This is a genomic window from Streptomyces sp. NBC_01352 (assembly GCF_036237295.1).
GTDB classification, from domain to species: Bacteria; Actinomycetota; Actinomycetes; order Streptomycetales; family Streptomycetaceae; genus Streptomyces; species Streptomyces plumbiresistens.
Genome location: NZ_CP108354.1, coordinates 269040 through 285637 on the forward strand (window position 1 = coordinate 269040; position 16598 = coordinate 285637).

Below are 16598 nucleotides of genomic sequence, written 5' to 3' on the forward strand. Positions count from 1 at the left end.
CACCACCGGGGATGCCCGCGGGGGTCGCGCCGCCGCTGGGGCCGTCCCTGTCAGGCGACCAGCTCGGCGATGCTGCGGGCCGTCAGCCACAGGCCGAGGAGCAGGGCGAGTGTGACGATCAGCTGCTCCTGGTGCTGCGCGAGCCAACTCCGCAGGGCGTTCAAACGGGCGTTCGCGACCGTGGGCGCCCAGACGACGTACATCTCCATGACGATGAGGCTGAGTGTGGCCAGCAGACAGTAGCCGGTCAGTGCGAGCCAGTCGGCGAGGGTGGAGAGATCGGCGTCGACGGCGGTTGCGGCGCCGGCGCCGACCAGTGCCCAGGGCTGCAGCAACCAGGCCAGGCCGGCTGCCGCGGCCGGGGAGGCGTTGTCGATCCGGGCGGTCCAGCGTGGCGGGCCGTGCGGACGGGGCGGTCGGCGGTACCGGTGCGCGCTGTACAACACCAGTGCCAGGCCGACGGCGAGTTTCGCACAGACCGCAGCAGTCGAGGGCGCGCTGTGACGGGCCGGGGGCTGACCGCCGGTCAGCAGCATCACGCAGGCGATCACCGCAATCAGGTTGGCCAACCACGACAACAGGAACGCCAGGCCCTGGCGAATGCCGTGCCGCGAGGAGAGCAGCAGGATGAAGGCGCTGTTGTGCAAAGGCCCCAGGGTGACGGCCGCACCGATCACAACCAGGTCGAGGACCATCGGATCAGCCGCTCCCGGATGTCAGGCCGCGTGCCACCCGGGGACGGGCGGATTGGTCGGCAGAGTGAGGCGGTGCTGCGGTGCCGCATCCCGACTTTGCAGGCGGAGACCCGGCTGGTCAAGCAGGCCACGCCCGCATGGCGGCACTGGCAGACCGGCGGACTCCCGGGCAAGCAAGGGACACCGGGGGACGTTGCGGTCCTCTACTGGTGGGGCCGCGACCGGCCTCCGATACCCTGGCGGTCGGCGCACTCCGCGACGGCTCGATGGGCCGGGTCGGCGAACGCCCGCTCCACCGACTGGCGCAGGAGCTCCAACTCCGCTTGCACAGCTGGATGTTGCGCTGACGGAAGGCTTTCGCGAAGGCCGTCGAGCAGGGCGCGCAGTCGTCGGCAGACCTGCATGGAGCTTGCCCCGTAGTCGCGGATCTCGGAGACGGCGAGCTGCAGGTAGTCCTCCCAGTCACGTCCGTGCAGGACGAGGCGAGGCTGGCCACGGTCGTCCGCCATCACGTAGCGGCCCCGCAGTTGCGCGCTGCCGGCCACGGTGAGGAACGACTCGATGTGATTGAGCACCTGAACGGCTGTCGTGGGGTCGTTGACCGCCGGGGAGAGGGCACGGATGGCGATGTCCACGAGCACCCGCAGGGCGAAGGCCGGGTCCTGCTCGATGGTGCGTTCGGCGCCCAGGGCGATGAGACCGGTCACGTGCCGGGGGTCGGGCGCGGACGTACCGCCGTGGACCTCGACGAGTACGGCGCCGGGAGGGACGTAGTCTCCGATGAGGTGGGGCACGACGAACGTGCAGTCGTGGCGCACCCCGGCAGTCACCAAGCCGGCCACGTTGAATGCCTGGATGGCCCCGCCGCCTGCAGAGCGGATGAGTGTCACCGGTCCGCGCGCCGTCACGGCTTCATCGTCGTGCGGCACGGACGCGTGGAGTGTCATGGTCCCGCGGGCGAAGACGCCTTCTCCCATGCGCCCGACGAGGTCGGCGATGGCCACCGGTCTGAGGTTGTGCGTGAAGCGATTGAGATAGACGAGCAGGAGCAGAAGGCTGACGGCCACAGCCGCGCCGGCGAGGGTGACCCCGAGGTCCGGTACCGAGTCCGACTCGATGCTGCGCAGCAGGGAGAAAGCGAAAGCGAACGTCCCGGTGAAGGTGGCGAGGACGGTTTTCTGCAGTCGGTCTCTGTACCAGAGGCGCATGTACCGCGGGGACAGTGCTCCGGTCGCCTGTTGGATGACGAGCACGCCGATCGTCACGACGAAACCGAGCAGGGCCACCATCGCCCCGACGATGGAACTGAGCACGCCGCTCGCGGTGGTCGCGGAGTAACGCCAGCCGCTCGGCGGCCAGTCCGCCCCGTCGGCGGCAATGGCCAATTCGGCGAGGACGACGCCCAGCGCCATTCCGAACAGTGGCGCGATCCACAAGCTGGCTATTGTGTACTGCCGCATTCGGAATACAGAGGCCCAGGACATCATTCTGCGCATGCCCGTACCCTTTCCCTCGGCCGGGAGGGCCTTCGTTGCAGGTACGGCCACCGTATGGCACTGGTCGGAAGCGTGCAGCGACACGGCACCAGCAGTGCGGCTGCTGACTTCGTTCAGCAGGACCGATGGGACCTTCTTGCGTACGCTGGATGGGTGAACCACTGCTGAGGATTCTCGTGCAGCGTTTTCGCCGTCCGGTCGGCGGCCGATGGAAATCGCGGAGTCGGTCGGGCTCGCCTTCGAGGCGCCCTTGGGTGAAAGCAGGCTTTATGAATGCTTACCCTTTGATCGAAAACCATGGCCTGATCGGCGATCTGCAGACGGCGGCCTTGGTGACCACGGACGGCACCATCGACTGGTTCTGCTGTCCGCGATTTGATTCGCCCAGCGTGTTCGGCGCTCTGCTGGACTGGGAGAAGGGTGGGCACTTCACTGTCCGGCCCGCCGACACGACCTACGCGACGAAGCAGTTGTACTTTCCCGACACGGCCATACTCGTCACGCGCTTCATGACGGAGTCCGGCACGGGCGAAGTGGTCGACTTCATGCCGGTGACCGGAGCCGTCGCAACCGACCGCCATCGCCTCGTCCGCATGCTGCGCTGTGTGCGTGGCCATATGACGTTCGAAGCAGAAATCGCACCCCGGTTCGACTACGGCCGCGCACCGCACGAGCTGCGCATCACGGAGCACGGCGCGGTGTTCGCCTCAGAGGGACTGGAACTGGCCGTGCACGCCGTCCGCGAACCGGAGGACGAGCGGCTGCTGAACCTGCTGTCGGGTGACCGGGACCTTCACTTCACCCTGCCCCTACGGGCCGGACAGCAGCGCGGCGTCGTCCTGGAGTCATCGCCTGATGGGCCGCCCCATGAAATCCGTGTCGTGGAGTTCCAGCAGCTCCACGAGGAGACGATCCGCTTCTGGCGGTCATGGCTCGCCCAGTCCCGTTACTCGGGCCGGTGGCGCGAGGCGGTGGAACGCTCGGCCGTGACGCTGAAACTCATGACCTATGCGCCGAGCGGGGCCCTCGTCGCGGCCCCTACGGCGGGCCTGCCGGAGCAGCTGGGCGGCGAGCGCAACTGGGACTACCGGTTCACCTGGATCCGGGATGCCTCCTTCTCGATCTACGCCCTGCTGGGCCTGGGTTTCAAGGAAGAGGCGACGGCGTTCATCAGCTGGCTGCGCGATCGCGTGAGGGAAGAGGCCGGGGGGAACTCCGATACGGGACCGCTGAACATCATGTACCGGGTCGACGGCTCCTCCGACCTGGTGGAGGAGACTCTGGAGCACTGGGCGGGATACGAAGGCTCCGCTCCCGTGCGCATCGGCAACGGGGCCGCGGACCAGATACAGATGGACATCTACGGCGAGGCGCTGGACAGCATCTTCTTCGCGCACCAGCACGGAATCCAGCTCGACACCAAGGGCTGGACCGCACTGCACACACTCCTCGACTGGCTGGTCGACCACTGGGACCAGCCCGGCGAGGGACTGTGGGAGACCCGCGGAGGACGCAAGGACTTCACCTACGGCCGGGTGATGTCCTGGGTCGCCTTCGACCGCGCCCTGCGGCTTTCCTCCGCGAGCGGCCGTCCGGCAGCCCGTGGGCGCTGGGCGACCGAACGTGACCGCATCTACCAACAGGTACTGACGCAGGGATGGGATCCGAAGCACGAGGCTTTCGTGCAGCACTACGGCAGCGATGTCCTGGACTCTTCGCTGCTGCGGATGCCGACGGTCGGCTTCATCACCCCGAACGACCCGATGTGGAGCTCCACCCTGGACGCCATGGACCGCGAACTGGTCAGCGACAGCCTGGTCTACCGCTACAACCCGGAGGCGTCGCCCGACGGACTGAGCGGCTCCGAAGGGACGTTCTCCCTGTGCACGTTCATGTACGTCGACGCCCTGGCACGGGCCGGGCGGACAGATCAGGCACGGCTCGTACTGGAGCAGATGCTCACGTACGCCAACCACCTGGGCCTGTACTCCGAGGAGATCGACCTGACAGGGCGCCAGCTCGGCAACTTCCCGCAGGCTTTCACCCACCTGGCGCTGATCGATGCGGCCATCACCCTGGACGCGACGCTCAACCGGGCACGTGCGGGCGCGAGGTAGCCCGGGCGGCAGCCGGTGAGGCTCACTGCCGGGAAAGGGCGGCCCCGAGCAGTACGACGCTGTCGCCTTCCTGCGGCGTGTTCGGCTCCTTGTCGGTCACCGGTTCGAGCCGGCGGTTGGCCCGCACCACGAAGAGCATGTCGTGGCCGGCGGGCACCGGAGCGGAGGCGGGCTGGACCAGGAAGCGGGCTCCCGCCTCGTAACGCGCTGCCAGGGCGTGCCGGACGAGTGAACTGCCGAAGAGGATGGCACCGCCGGTGTAGGGGGCGACGACGCCGTGGCTTTCGTGCGGAGGGCCGACCCGGTAGACAGGGCCCTCGACGTTGTCCTGCATCACGACCGAGGCGAGTGCGTTGAAGTCGTCGTCGGCGGTGGCCAGGAACACGGCGGTCACCCCCTCCAGCCGTGCGCCGGGGTTGGTGGCCGTGGCCAGCAGATCGCCCCTGGCCAGCTGGATCCCCGCAGCCTTGATCCTTTGCCGCTCTGTGTCGAGCCCCGCCCACATCAGCACGTCGAGTCCGGCGGATCGCAGGCACCGCCCCAGGTCGACCGCCCACGGCTCGCCGCCCACCAGGAGGATGCGGGTGCCCGACGGTTTGACGACGGCCAGTCGTCGGGCCACCGGGACCGCGGTCAGCGCGTACAGCAGGACGGTTCCCACGATCACCAGGAAGGTGACCGGGAGGATCCTGGAGGCGCCGTTCACCCCTTGGTCGACGAGGCCGGCGGAGAAGGCCGACGCCGTGGCGGCGGCGACGATGCCGCGCGGGTCCATCCACCCGATGAAAGCCCGTTCTCCTGGGGTCAGGCCCGAACGTGCCGTTGCGGCGAAGGCGACCAGAGGACGGACCACCAGTACGAGGATCGCGATCAGGGCGAGGGAGGGGAGCAGTACGGGGACCAGGGAGGACGGGGTGACGGTGGTGGAGATGGAGACGAACAGCAGGCCGATGATCAGCTGAACCAGGGTCTCGAAGAAGGGCCGGCGAGCGGGCATGTCGAAGCCGCGGATGTTGGTGACGGCCAGTCCCGTGACGATCGCGGCGATGAGTCCCGTGTCGTCCCGGACGATGTCACAGCCGGCCGACACGGCGATCACCGTGGCGAGTTGCGCAAGCGTGCCCAGCGTCTCGCCGAGGCGCAGGGTGCGCAGCGTCCACCACAGCAGCATCGCGCCCACTGCCCCACCGATCAGACCGACGACGAGGCTGATGGCGAACTGGCCCAACTGGTAGCCCCGGCCGATGTCGACCTGGTGGGAAGACGCGATGGCGTGGAAGGTGAGAGCGCCGAGAATGCCGCCGATCGGGTCGGTCAGCGTCCCTTCCCAGATGAGGATGCGTCGGACCTTGTCGTTCGGCCGTACGTAGTCGAGCAGCGGACCCACGACTGTCGGCCCCGAGACGACGAGGATCACGCCGAGCATCGCGGCCACCCGCAGCGGCATGTCGAACATCGCGGGTGACACCGCCGCGGTGACCAGAAACGTCACCAGAACCCCGTACAGCAGCAGTCTGCCCACGATCCACCGCGTCCGACCGGTCAGGTTGCGCAGGTTGAGGCCCAGCCCGGCGTCGTAGAGGATCACCGCCACGGCCAGGGACACCAGGGCGGAGAAGTTCGCCCCCATCAGCTTGTCGGGGTGGACGACATCGGTGAGGGCACCGGCGGCGAATCCGGCGGGCAGCAGCAGGATCAGGGCGGGTACGCGCAGCTTGCTCGCCAGAATCTGTGAGCCGGTGGCGAGCACCACGGTCAGCGCGAGCCCGAGGAGGATCTGGTCGTCGGTCACAACGCCTCCTCGCGGAACGCCGCTCGTTCGGATGAGACCGTGAGCCGGGGCATCAGACGGTGCCTGCCGTGCCGTCGCCGTCCGGGCCGTTTCCCTTGCGCAGGTCGGCGTCGGTGAGTGCTTCCAGTTCGCCGTGGGTGTCCAGCCAGTACAGCAGGACGACCGCCGGCACGATGAGCACCAGGGCCACCAGGCTGACCACCACCAGCCAGGTCAGCGTGCCCGACGCCCCCGCCCCGTCGGCCACAGTCAGCGAGGTGGGAATGAGATAGGGACGCTGGGCCATGCCCCAGGCGATGACACCAGAGGCGACGACCCCGACGGCGGTGACGCGGACCCAGTTGCCCGGTGTCCGCAGCATCAGCCAGGCCGTGGCGAGCGCGGCCACGGCGGCGATGACGGCGAACAGCAGCCCGACTCCGTGGGTGAGCCCGTGCGAGACGTGCGGGGCGTCGTCGGCGAGGACAAACAGGGTGATCACCGCGAGGACGGCCAGCACGACGAGACTGGCCAGCGCGCGCCGCCGGAAGTAGCCGATCAGATCAAAGGCGTCGAACCGGCGGGCGTCCCCGGAGAGAAAGACCGCGCCGAGGAAGGCGGTCGTCGCGATGGCCAGCAGCCCGATCATGAGCGAGGTGGGGCTGGACCACGCGTCCGCCGTTGCCTCGGTGCCGGCTGCCACCCGGCCGGAGGCGACTGCGCCGACGGCGGTGCCGAGAAAGAACGGTGTCACGAGCGAGGACACGGCGAACACGGCTCCGTAGAGGCGTCGGCCGACCAGCCGGCGACTGGACTTGCGGAAGGCGAAGCCGGCACCGCGCAGGACCAGACCCACGGCCGCCAGCGCCAGGGGCAGCCACAGCGCGGAGAACACGGTCTGGAAGAACGAGGGGAAGCCGGTCCACAAGATGATGAACACGAAGATCAACCAGACGTTGTTGACCTCCCATACGGGCGCCATGGCATGGTCGATGAGCCACCGCGGGCGCTTGCCGCGGTCCGCTCCCCCGGCGGTGAGGTCCCAGAATCCGGCCCCGTAGTCCGTTCCGCCCGCGCCGGCGTACGCTGCGACGGCGAGCAGCAGCACCACTGCGACGAGGTCGGCGGTCACGGTCGGCCGTTTTCTGACGGGGCGGGTCCGCTGCCGGTGGTGGCGTCGCCGCCGGGAACAGGTACCCGCGGCCCGTAGGGGCCGTCCGCCTCCGGCGCATGGGCAGGGTGCCAGGACGCCTGCTGTTCGTCGGCGAGCCGCCAGCGCGTGCGCATCTTGAGGAGCACGCCGAGGAGCGAGCCGAAGACGAACAGGTACACCACGATCACCACGCCGAGCATGATCCACAGGGTGGTGGAACGGGTCGAGGTCACCGCCTCGGCGACCCTCATGTTCTGGTAGACGATCCAGGGCTGGCGTCCCACCTCGGTGGCGATCCAGCCGCATTCGACCGCCACCACGGAGGCGACGCCCGCGCACGCCGCGCTGCGGTAGAACCACCTGGAGGCCGGGAGCCTGCGGTGCCGCAGCCAGACCAGGCCGTACCAGAGAGCCAGCAGCACCAGCGCGGACCCGACGCCGACCATGATGTCGAAGGCCCAGTGGGCGATGGTCGCCTGCGTGGCCGTCGGCCGTTCGTCGGCCGGCACGGAGGTCAGCCCGACCACCTTGGTGTTCGGGCTGAAGCCGGCCAGGAAGGAGTCGAGCAGCGGGATCTTGATGCCGCCCGAGACGGATCCGTCCGGGTGCAGGCGGCCGAAGATGTACTCCGGTACTCGCGTGTCGGTCTTCCAGACGATCTCCATCGCGGCGAACTTCACCGGCTGCTTGTGGAACACCGACCGGGCGATGGCGTCACCCAGAACGAACTGGACGGGCGTGGCGACCGCGGCGATGGTGAAGGGAACGGCGAAGCCGAGCCGGTGGTAGCGGTCCCGGCGGCCGCGCAGCCAGCCGACGGCGTAGACCCCGGCCACCATGTACCCGGCCGTCAGCAGCATCGCCACGACGAAGTGCCAGTACTGCGGCCCGAACATCGGCGTGAAGATGGCCTTCCACACGTCCACGTCGACGGGATCGCCGTCGGCGTTCAGGGAGAAGCCCTGGGGCGTGTTCATCCAGGAGTTGGCGGCCAGGATGCCGAATGCCCCGAGCAGGGCGGTGATCGGCAGCGGCAGCCCGAGCAGGAAGTGCGTACGGGGCTTCAGCCGGCGCCATCCGTACAGGTAGATGGCGATGAGCACGGCTTCGAGGAAGAACGCCCACGCCTCGACACCGAACCCGATGCCGAAGACGTCACCCCACCTGCCCATCAGGCCCGGCCAGAGCAGGCCGAACTCGAAGGAGAGCACCGTGCCGGTGACCACACCGACCGCGAACTGGACCGCCATGACGGCCGACCAGCGCCGCGCCAGCAGGAGGGCGGTGGCGTCGTTGCGGCGCAGCCCGAGGTAGTGCATGACCAAGGTGATGAGAGGGAGCGCCACGCCCAGGGGGACCAGGATGATGTGGGAGGCCAGGGTGAAGGCCATGAGCTCTCGGGCGGGCAGCAGCTGTGCGGGGGCATCCGCGAGCAGATGGACCGAAGTGTGCATGAAGGCCTTCACTGTTCAGGACGTACAGGAGAAGGTCAGCCGCCGGTGGCGAAGCCGGCACCGCGGTTGATCGGCGTCCGAATGGCCCCCGGGAACAACCGCGTTGATCCGGATCTCGTGCGGGGCAAGTTGCAGGGGATGGTCGCCCTCATCACTTGGGCGACGCACTCATACAGATGATCTTTCCGGCCGGGACGGACACCGCCGGCAGGGCTCCGCGACGCCGGAACTTCTTGGTCGCTTCCCTGCCGCACAGGAACTGGCCGGTGAGATTTACGTCGAGCACCTTCTGCCACTGCGCGAACGTCATCTCCCTGAAGGGCGCGTCGCGCACACCGAACGAGGTGATCTCCTCCACCACTTCCTCGGCGGCACTGCGGCCGGCCACGTAGTTCACGACCACGTCGGCGCCGACCCGGCCCAGCCCTATGGTGGTGGCCTTGCCGATACCCGAATTGACACCTGTGACCAGGGCCTTCTGGCCCTTCAGCAGCTGCTCCGGAATGACGCCCTGCGGTAGTGCTGCGGTGGAATCCACGATCCCCTGACTCCTAGCTGCGCGGCTCCTGGGCCCGGCCGCACCCGGCCCGGCACAAGGGTCAAGCAATCACCTGCTGAAGGAGAGCGGGCGTCCAGCAAGGCGCAGTTGGGCCATCCGGCGGGACTTTTCGCCCGGTCGGACCAGCGGCACCGGACGTCGGCTCAGCTCAGGCGTTCCAGGAGGTGGTCGCCCACTCGCAGAGCATTGGCGATGGCGGTCAAAGAGGGGTTGACCGCACCGATGCTGGGGAAGAAGCTCGTGTCGACGACGTACAGGTTGTCCAGGTCATGGGCCTTGCAGTTGACGTCGAGGGCGGAAGCAGCCGGGTCGACGCCAAAGCGCACGGTGCCCGCCTGATGGGCGGTGGCACCGATCGGCATGCCCTTGTGCAGGTAGATGCTGCGGGACAGCAGCCGGTGTTCATGCATGCCCAAGTGGCCGAGCATGCTCTGGAGTTTGTGCCTCAACCGCTTCAGACCCTCGACGTTGTTCTTCTCGTCGAGGAGGAGGTGGATGCGGGCGTCACCGTCCAAGGTGACCCGGTTGCTGGGCAGCGGTAGGTCCTCGCCGCACAGCCAGAAGTCGACGGCATGATGGGCCAGCACCTCGAACGGCATGTCTGGGGCAACCGCGCCCGCCCATCGAGGGGCTTCACCATGAATCTGCTCGGCGTCCGACTTGCCGAGCATCTGGACGCCGCCCAGCGGGAAATCCCAGTCGTCCGCGCCGAGGTACCAGTCGTTCAAGGCCAGGGTCTTCTGGAACTGGGTGTCGTTGGGTTCCTTCGAAATGGCCATCAGAGCAAGGTTGTTGTGCCGCATGTAAAAGCGTCCGACCACGTCGGAGCTGTTCGCCAGCCCCGCGGGGTGGTGGTCGTTGGCCGAAGCGAGCAGAAGAGCCGCCGAGTTGACCGCGCCGCAGGAGACGACCACGACGTCCGCCGCGAAACGGACTTCCGAGCCGTCCGCGAGCCGGCCGACGACCGCCTTGACGCTGCGCCCCGTCGCGTCGGTCTCCAGTCTGACGACGTGCGTATTAGTGATCATCTCGACATTGGGGTGTCGCAGCGCGGGCTCCACACAGATGACCTCGGCGTCGGACTTCGCGCGCACCAGACAGGGAAAGCCGTCCACCCGGTTGCATCGGATACACGCGCTGGAATGGGTGGCCCGTCCATTGCCGTCCTGGCTGAGATTGACTCCGATCGGCAGATGGAAGGGGCGCAGACCCAGCTTCTCCAGGTCGTCGCTCAACTGCTGGATGCGCGGTTCGTGCTCCACCGGCGGGTAGGCGTACTGCGCGCTCACCGGACCTTCACCCGGATCCTCGCCGTGCCGTCCATGAACGAGATAGAGATGCTCGGCCTGGGTGTAGTAGGGCTCGAGGTCCTCATACCGGATCGGCCAGGCCGGCGAAGTACCGCCGTGATGACGGATTTCACCGAAGTCCTCGGGGCGTAGCCGGAAAAGGGCGGCCCCGTAGAACTTGGTGTTCCCCCCGACGTAGTAGTTGACCTCGGGCGGGAATTCGTTGCCATGCTGGTCGAGCCAGAACTCCGGAGCCCGGTACTTCCCCTTCACGAACACGGCGGTGGAGTCCCAGTTGTCACGTTCACGGGGCAGGTGGTCGCCTCGTTCGATGAGGAGCACGCGCTTGCCGGAAGGAGCGAGCCGGTGGGCGAGCGAGCCGCCGCCGGCGCCGGTCCCGATGATGATGACGTCATAGTGGTGGGAGTCACCCACGGCGACCACCGTCCTTGCGCTCACGGCCCTGCCCTGTGCCGGGGCCTGTCACTCCGCGGTGCGGAGACCCTGCCGACCCACCCATCCGAACGTATCCGCCCTTCCGGTGAGCGGCGACCGGGGACGTGGGCACCTCGGCTTTGCGGCCACACTCACATCAAGGATTCGATCCACGCTCCCTCTCACGATCAAGACGGTCAGCCGTCCGAAGGACACCTCCGGGTACGTCGTGCTGCCCCACCGCTGGGTCGTTGAACGCTTGCTCGCGTGGATCATGCATGCCCGTTCGGATGAGGCAGGGAGAGACAGGCGCCGTACTACGAGCAGGCCGATTGCCTCCCTTCCGGACGTCAAGTTGCTGGGACCGACCGTGCAAGAGCTCAACGGTCTGATGTCGTCCTCAACGGACACCGTCGATGTGTTCCACCGGGGCCAAGGAGGGCCGCGATTTCATCGCCCACGAGGGCGGCGGCGCGGACTTGTTCGCAGCACACGGCATGCGCACCGATGACGACGAGCCGTTCTTCAGCCCTGTGGGTGCCCGTGGGACACGGCCCGATGGCCGTCACCGTCTTGCCCGACGCGTGGACCTTGACCTGCACGTCCGCCGACAGGCCTTGCACCAAGTGCCAGCCGAAGCCGCCGGTCCTGGTCGCATCCATCGGCGGGGCCGCGTCGGCGGGAGGGGGCTGACATCGTCCACCGCCACCGCCACCGCCACCGTCCCCGCACCGGCCTCCAGCCGACTCGCCGAATCCTGGGACTCCGGCGCCTCCGCCTGGAGGCACCTGCCATGATCCGCTCGGCGTGACGGAACCCTACGGCGAAGACGACGGCGTCGTGCGCATGCTCGTCACCGAGCACGCCTTCGCCGTACTCCTCATCGGACAGCAGACCAAGACCATCACCGTCCTACAGGTGACATATCTCGGCTGAAGGCGACGAAGCCCCCGCCCGGACTCAGGTGCAGGCGGGGGCTTGGCTGCTACGCGCCAGCCGTCTCGCCCACCTCCGGCGGCTCCGGCAGCCGGGGCGGGTTGAACAACCGCTGCGCGTTACGGGCGTTCTCCGCCCGCACGGCCGTCAGCCACCGCCACAGATCAACCGGCTCCAGCCCCGGACACGCCAGGCGGTGCGCTATCCGGCACACCGCACCCTGGGCCGGCTCGGCATCCCCCGCATTCCAGGCGACACCATTCCCGTCGACCATCCACCGCTCGCCAGGCGGCACAAAATGCGACGGCAACGCCTCCACCGGATCCAACGGCTCCAGCAGCACCCACGCTTCCGAATACGTCGGGAACCGATCCGCCATCAGCCCACACTCCGGACAGACCGGCGACACCGGAGGGGCAGGAGCCGTCGCCCCCACACGCACAGCTTCCGCCCGATCCTCAATCACCTCGCGCTGATCCCAGTACGCCTTGTCGAACCCAGAGGCCGTGTCGCCGAAATCCCCCATATGGACAGAGTTCGCAGGACAACAGCCCACCCGACAGGGCACGAACTGGACGGGACCCCTGCGCCCACAAAGGCGCCAGGCGGCAGCCGAGACAACCCGCGGGCGCGGTCGGCGCACCAGCCCCGCCAGAGACGGCCAGACGGGCGGTGTAAACGCCTGGGCTGAGGCATGATGTCTGCCTCAGCCGGGAGCCCGGGCTGCACCCTCCCGCGCTCCACCAGCGCGTGCCATGGAGCGCGGAATCCCGGCCGAGACCGAGCAGGGCGTCTTCCTCAACTCATGTAACTCTTCATGTAACTCTCTCAGGACTGCAACTGGGCGAAGAGCGTCGCCAGGTCGATGAGGCCCCAGTGGTCGGTGAGCTTGCCGTCGGCCACCTTGAACATGTGGACCTCCAGTACCTTGATCGATCGGCCGGTGGCGGGAGTGCCGTTGAAGGACCCGGTGTTCGTGCCGGTGAGGACGAAGGTGATCGCGAACCAATCGTCCTCGGCGACGACGCGGACCGGCGTGGCGGCGAAGTCGGGGACCGCGTCGAGGAACGACGCCAGCACCGCGCGGGCCTCCTCGACGCCGGTGGCGGTGCCGTCGGCGGCGTGGTTGCGGAAGTCCGGCGCGTACAGGGCGAACAGGGCGTCTAGGTCACGCAGGTTGACGAGCTTGACGTACTCATCGGCAAGCCGGTGCAAGTCGGCGGTGGACGCCTGGGTTTCGACGTTCGAGGAAGACATGTGCTTCTCCAATGTGGATGGACGGAGCGGCTCCGCCCCGGTGATGGACAGGGGAATCGGGTCGAACCGGCGGGTTGGACGAGCAGGGTCTGGCGATGGCGCCGGGCAGCGGCTGCTGACTCTCGCGGAGGCGAGGCGCCGGGCCGGGGTTGGTCAGGCGGTGAGGGTGGGGTAGTCGGTGTAGCCGGCCTCGCCGCCGCCGTAGATGGTGGCGGGGTCGGGGGTGTTGAGCGGGGCGCCGGTGCGTACGCGCTCGACCAGGTCGGGGTTGGCGAGGGCCATCGTGCCGACGGTGATGACGTCGGCGATGCCGTCTTCGACGTCCTTGGCACGGGTGGCGATGTCGGTGCCGGCCCGGTTGAGGACGAGAGTGTTCGGCCACAGCTTGCGGAGGGTGTGCAGGAGTTCGTCGTCGCCACCGTGGTTTCCGATGTGCAGGTAGGCGAGGTGGAGGGGGGCGAGAGCGCGTACGAGTGCCGGGTACAGGTCGTGGGTGTCGCTCTCCGCGATGTCGTTAAAGGGGTTGCCGGGAGAGATCCGCAGGCCGGTGCGGCTGGCGCCGATCTCCTCGGCCACGGCGGTGGCGACCTCGACGGCGAAGCGGATGCGGTTGTCGACGGAACCGCCGTAGCGGTCGGTGCGCTGGTTGGTGTTGGTGGCGAAGAACTGGTGCAGGAGGTAGCCGTTGGCGCCGTGGATCTCGACGCCGTCGGCGCCGGCCGCGATGGCGGCCGCGGCGGCGCGCCGGAAATCGTCGACCGTGGCAGCGACTTCCTCGGTGGACAGTTCGCGCGGTACCGGGAACTCCTGGAGCCCGGACAGGGTGAACGTCTCGCCCGCCGGCTGGACCGGGGAGGGGGCGACCGGCTGCCGGTGGTGGGGGGTGTTGTCGGGGTGGGACATCCGTCCAGCGTGCATGAGCTGGATGACGATGCGTCCGTCGGCCTTGTGCACGGCGTCGGTGACCTTGCGCCACCCGGCGATGTGCTCCTCGGAGTAGATGCCGGGGGTGAGCAGGTAGCCCTGGCCGTCGGCGGAGGGCTGGGTGCCCTCGGTGATGATGAGGGCGTGCGAGGCGCGCTGCGCATAGTACTCGGCGTTCAGCTCGGTCGGCACGCCGTTCGGGGTGGACCGGCTCCGGGTCATGGGGGCCATCGCCAGCCGGTGCGGCAGGGGGATCTCCCCGACGGTCGTTGGGTTCCACAGGGCGTTCGACATGGATGTTTCCTCAAATGAAGGGTGAGAGAGAGCTGCGCGGTGGCGGGCTGCCTGCCTCGCGGTCAGCGTGTACGCGGTGAGCGGCCTGATGAGCCCGGGGCCTTCCACCATGGAAGGCAGCTGCCCGGAGGGGCAGTCGACGGTACGGACGGGCTTGCCGCGCCCATGACCGCCGCCATGGCGATGCTGGACCCGGTTGCTGTCCGTACGTGAGGGAGGACGCCGAGCGCATCGGTCGTGTGTGGCAGCGGCCGTGCCGCTGCCACAAGGGGACTCCGGAAACCGGAGTCGGAGCGGCGGTCAGCCGCGGTAGCGAGCGGCCGGGACGCGCTGCGACAAGTTCGGGACGAGCGCCTGACGCGCCTTCTCGAACGACTCCCAGTCGCTGATCTGGGGCAGCGACGGGATGGTGACGGGCTCCCCGGCGTCGAGGCCGGCGAGCGCCGCGTCGACGACGTCGTCCACGCTCATGATCCACTCGTCGGGGAACGCCCCGAGGTCGGCGCCAGAGCCGTCCCAGAACTCCGTGCGGACAGCGCCCGGCAGCACGGCCTGCACCACGACGGGACTCTCGGCGAGTTCCTGCTGCAGCGCCTGAGTGAACGTCAGCACGTAGCTCTTGGTACCGCTGTACACGGCGCTGACGGGCAGGATGTTGAGAGCCAGCGCAGAGGAGACGTTCACCACGGTGCCGTGCCCGCGGGCCGTCAGCCCCGGCAGGACCGCGATGGTCAGCCTGGTCAGCGCTGTCACATTGAGGTTGATCAGCGCCTCGGAGGCCGCCGCGTCGGAGGTCGCCAGCGGCGTGAACAACCCCCCGCCGGCATTGTTGACCAGCACCTCGATGCTGTCATCGGTCCGCAGACGCTCCTCGACCACGGAGATCTGCGCCGCATCGGTGAGGTCGGCGGTAACGACGTCCACCGCACGGCCCGTGCGGCTGCGGATGTCCGACGCCAGCGCCTCCAGCCGCGCGGTGTTCCGGGCCACCAGGATCAGGTCGTAGCCCCGGTCGGCAAGCCGCTGCGCGTAGGCGCTGCCCAGGCCGGCGGACGCACCGGTGACGACGGCGGTCTTGTTCTGCGTGGTCATGGGGTGGATCTCATTTCAGGGCTGGCGGATGGGTGGGAGGCCAGAGCGTCGACCTCTCTTTAGATTACGATAGCTATCTAACGCGCTCCGGTCAACGGTCTGCAGTACCACCAGTCGCCGCCCATGACCGGAGACTGAAGCGGATCCACGGGCTCCCCGCCTTGCGGCAGTGAGACAGAGCCATACGGAAGAGGGCGTCACAGCCGGCCGCCCGGCGCTTCGTGTACGATAGATGCCCTTCACTATCTAACGTGGGCAGGTGACTGATGAGTCGCGTTTCGCAGGCACAAGCGCTCGAGAACCGCAGGCGCGCGGTCGCCGCGGCCTCCCAGCTCTTCCGGGAGCGCGGCGTGAACGGCATCAGCGTCGCCGATCTGATGAAGTCCATCGGGCTGACCACGGGCGGCTTCTACAAGCAGTTCCCCTCCAAGGAGGCCCTGGTGGCCGAGGCGGCTCAAGCCGCCTTCGGGGACCTTGACCTACTCCTGGCGTCGTTCGATGCGACCCACGGTGATCACGACACCGCGCGCGGTGCCCTCGTCGACTTCTACCTGTCGGCCGAGCACCGTGACCAGCCCGGCACCGGATGTCCCACCGCGGGATTCGCAGGGGACGTGGCTCGCGAGCCCACAGCCGGGGAGGTGCGCGAAACGTACGCGGCCGGGGTCGAGGACTTCGCCGCGTGGCTGTCCACCGACGCCAACGACGGCCTTCCCATGGTGGCCACTCTGGTCGGCGCGATCCTGCTTGCCCGGGCCACAGCAGGCACCGAACTGTCGGAGAAGATCCTTGAGTCGACCCACGAAGCCCTGACTGCACCACACGGGTCTTGACCCGGAATCCTGAGGACAGAGGCTGTGCGACTGAGACCCGACGCCACGTAGATAGGCAATCTCGCACATCCCAGCAGCACGCGGTGCCGGTAGCCCTCCGGCCGCCCACCCCACCCCTCCAGTCATGCCGGAACGGGCAGCAAGGGCCGGATGACCTGTCATTTAGCCTCCGCCATGTCGCAGGCGTAACACCGAACGCGCTCCGGCCCGTCCGCCACGTTGCCGAACCGGTGCGCGAGGCAGTCACACGACAGGGACGGGACGGGCTGATGGCCGCTCTCAAGCCTGCGCTT

13 protein-coding genes and 2 pseudogenes are annotated in these 16598 nt (G+C 68.3%); 4 read left to right on the plus strand and 11 right to left on the minus strand.

The window, feature by feature from the left end; translation table 11 throughout:
- Positions 1–50 precede the first annotated feature (50 nt).
- Positions 51–695 carry a GAP family protein gene (locus OG252_RS01420; RefSeq protein WP_329333057.1) on the minus strand — a complete coding sequence of 215 codons (645 nt, stop codon included), beginning with the start codon at positions 693–695 and terminating at the stop codon, positions 51–53.
- A 203-nt stretch (positions 696–898) separates the two neighbouring features.
- Positions 899–2131: a DUF2254 domain-containing protein gene (locus OG252_RS01425; protein WP_329333059.1), complete on the minus strand. Its 1233-nt coding sequence runs from the start codon at positions 2129–2131 to the stop codon at positions 899–901.
- A 209-nt stretch (positions 2132–2340) separates the two neighbouring features.
- On the opposite strand from OG252_RS01425, the gene OG252_RS01430 reads away from it, so the two are divergent.
- Entirely contained in the window at positions 2341–4308 is a 1968-nt protein-coding gene (locus OG252_RS01430; RefSeq protein WP_329333061.1) for a glycoside hydrolase family 15 protein, read from the plus strand.
- Positions 4309–4330: 22 nt separating this feature from the next.
- Here OG252_RS01430 and OG252_RS01435 read toward each other — a convergent pair whose 3' ends face one another.
- The 5 genes and pseudogenes from OG252_RS01435 to OG252_RS01455 form a co-directional block, all read right to left on the minus strand.
- Positions 4331–6100 carry a cation:proton antiporter gene (locus OG252_RS01435; protein ID WP_329333063.1) on the minus strand — a complete coding sequence of 590 codons (1770 nt, stop codon included), beginning with the start codon at positions 6098–6100 and terminating at the stop codon, positions 4331–4333.
- Between the two features lie 52 nt (positions 6101–6152).
- On the minus strand, positions 6153–7211 hold the full coding sequence (locus OG252_RS01440) for a cytochrome d ubiquinol oxidase subunit II (protein ID WP_329333065.1): 1059 nt from the start codon (positions 7209–7211) through the stop codon (positions 6153–6155).
- Entirely contained in the window at positions 7208–8686 is a 1479-nt protein-coding gene (locus OG252_RS01445) for a cytochrome ubiquinol oxidase subunit I (RefSeq protein WP_266452588.1), read from the minus strand. The genes OG252_RS01440 and OG252_RS01445 overlap by 4 nt, the downstream gene beginning before the upstream one ends.
- 56 nt (positions 8687–8742) lie before the next feature.
- A pseudogene (locus OG252_RS01450) lies at positions 8743–9179 on the minus strand (sugar dehydrogenase); the annotation flags it as partial.
- A 209-nt stretch (positions 9180–9388) separates the two neighbouring features.
- Positions 9389–10993 carry a GMC oxidoreductase gene (locus OG252_RS01455; RefSeq protein WP_443068376.1) on the minus strand — a complete coding sequence of 535 codons (1605 nt, stop codon included), beginning with the start codon at positions 10991–10993 and terminating at the stop codon, positions 9389–9391.
- A gap of 151 nt (positions 10994–11144) precedes the next feature.
- Here OG252_RS01455 and OG252_RS01460 point away from each other — a divergent pair.
- A pseudogene (locus OG252_RS01460) lies at positions 11145–11255 on the plus strand (IS5-like element IS4811 family transposase); the annotation flags it as partial.
- A 521-nt stretch (positions 11256–11776) separates the two neighbouring features.
- A complete protein-coding gene (locus OG252_RS01465; RefSeq protein WP_329333067.1) occupies positions 11777–11905 on the plus strand; it encodes a hypothetical protein in 129 nt (42 codons plus the stop codon).
- Positions 11906–11954: 49 nt separating this feature from the next.
- On the opposite strand, the gene OG252_RS01470 is transcribed toward OG252_RS01465, so the two are convergent.
- The 4 genes from OG252_RS01470 to OG252_RS01485 all read right to left on the minus strand — a co-directional run bounded on the left by OG252_RS01470 (position 11955) and on the right by OG252_RS01485 (position 15472).
- The gene (locus tag OG252_RS01470) at positions 11955–12431 is read right to left on the minus strand and encodes a DUF6083 domain-containing protein (RefSeq protein WP_329333069.1); all 477 of its coding nucleotides are present in this window, start codon (positions 12429–12431) and stop codon (positions 11955–11957) included.
- A gap of 302 nt (positions 12432–12733) precedes the next feature.
- Complete coding sequence (locus OG252_RS01475) at positions 12734–13162, minus strand: ester cyclase (protein WP_329333071.1); 429 nt, start codon at positions 13160–13162, stop codon at positions 12734–12736.
- A 153-nt stretch (positions 13163–13315) separates the two neighbouring features.
- Entirely contained in the window at positions 13316–14380 is a 1065-nt protein-coding gene (locus tag OG252_RS01480) for an alkene reductase (RefSeq protein WP_329333073.1), read from the minus strand.
- Between the two features lie 300 nt (positions 14381–14680).
- Positions 14681–15472, minus strand: a complete 792-nt coding sequence (locus OG252_RS01485; protein ID WP_329333075.1) for an SDR family NAD(P)-dependent oxidoreductase — start codon at positions 15470–15472, stop codon at positions 14681–14683.
- Between the two features lie 266 nt (positions 15473–15738).
- Here OG252_RS01485 and OG252_RS01490 point away from each other — a divergent pair, with 266 nt between their 5' ends.
- Positions 15739–16305, plus strand: coding sequence for a TetR/AcrR family transcriptional regulator (locus OG252_RS01490; protein ID WP_329333077.1), 567 nt, complete (start codon positions 15739–15741; stop codon positions 16303–16305).
- The last annotated feature ends 293 nt before the right edge of the window (positions 16306–16598 follow it).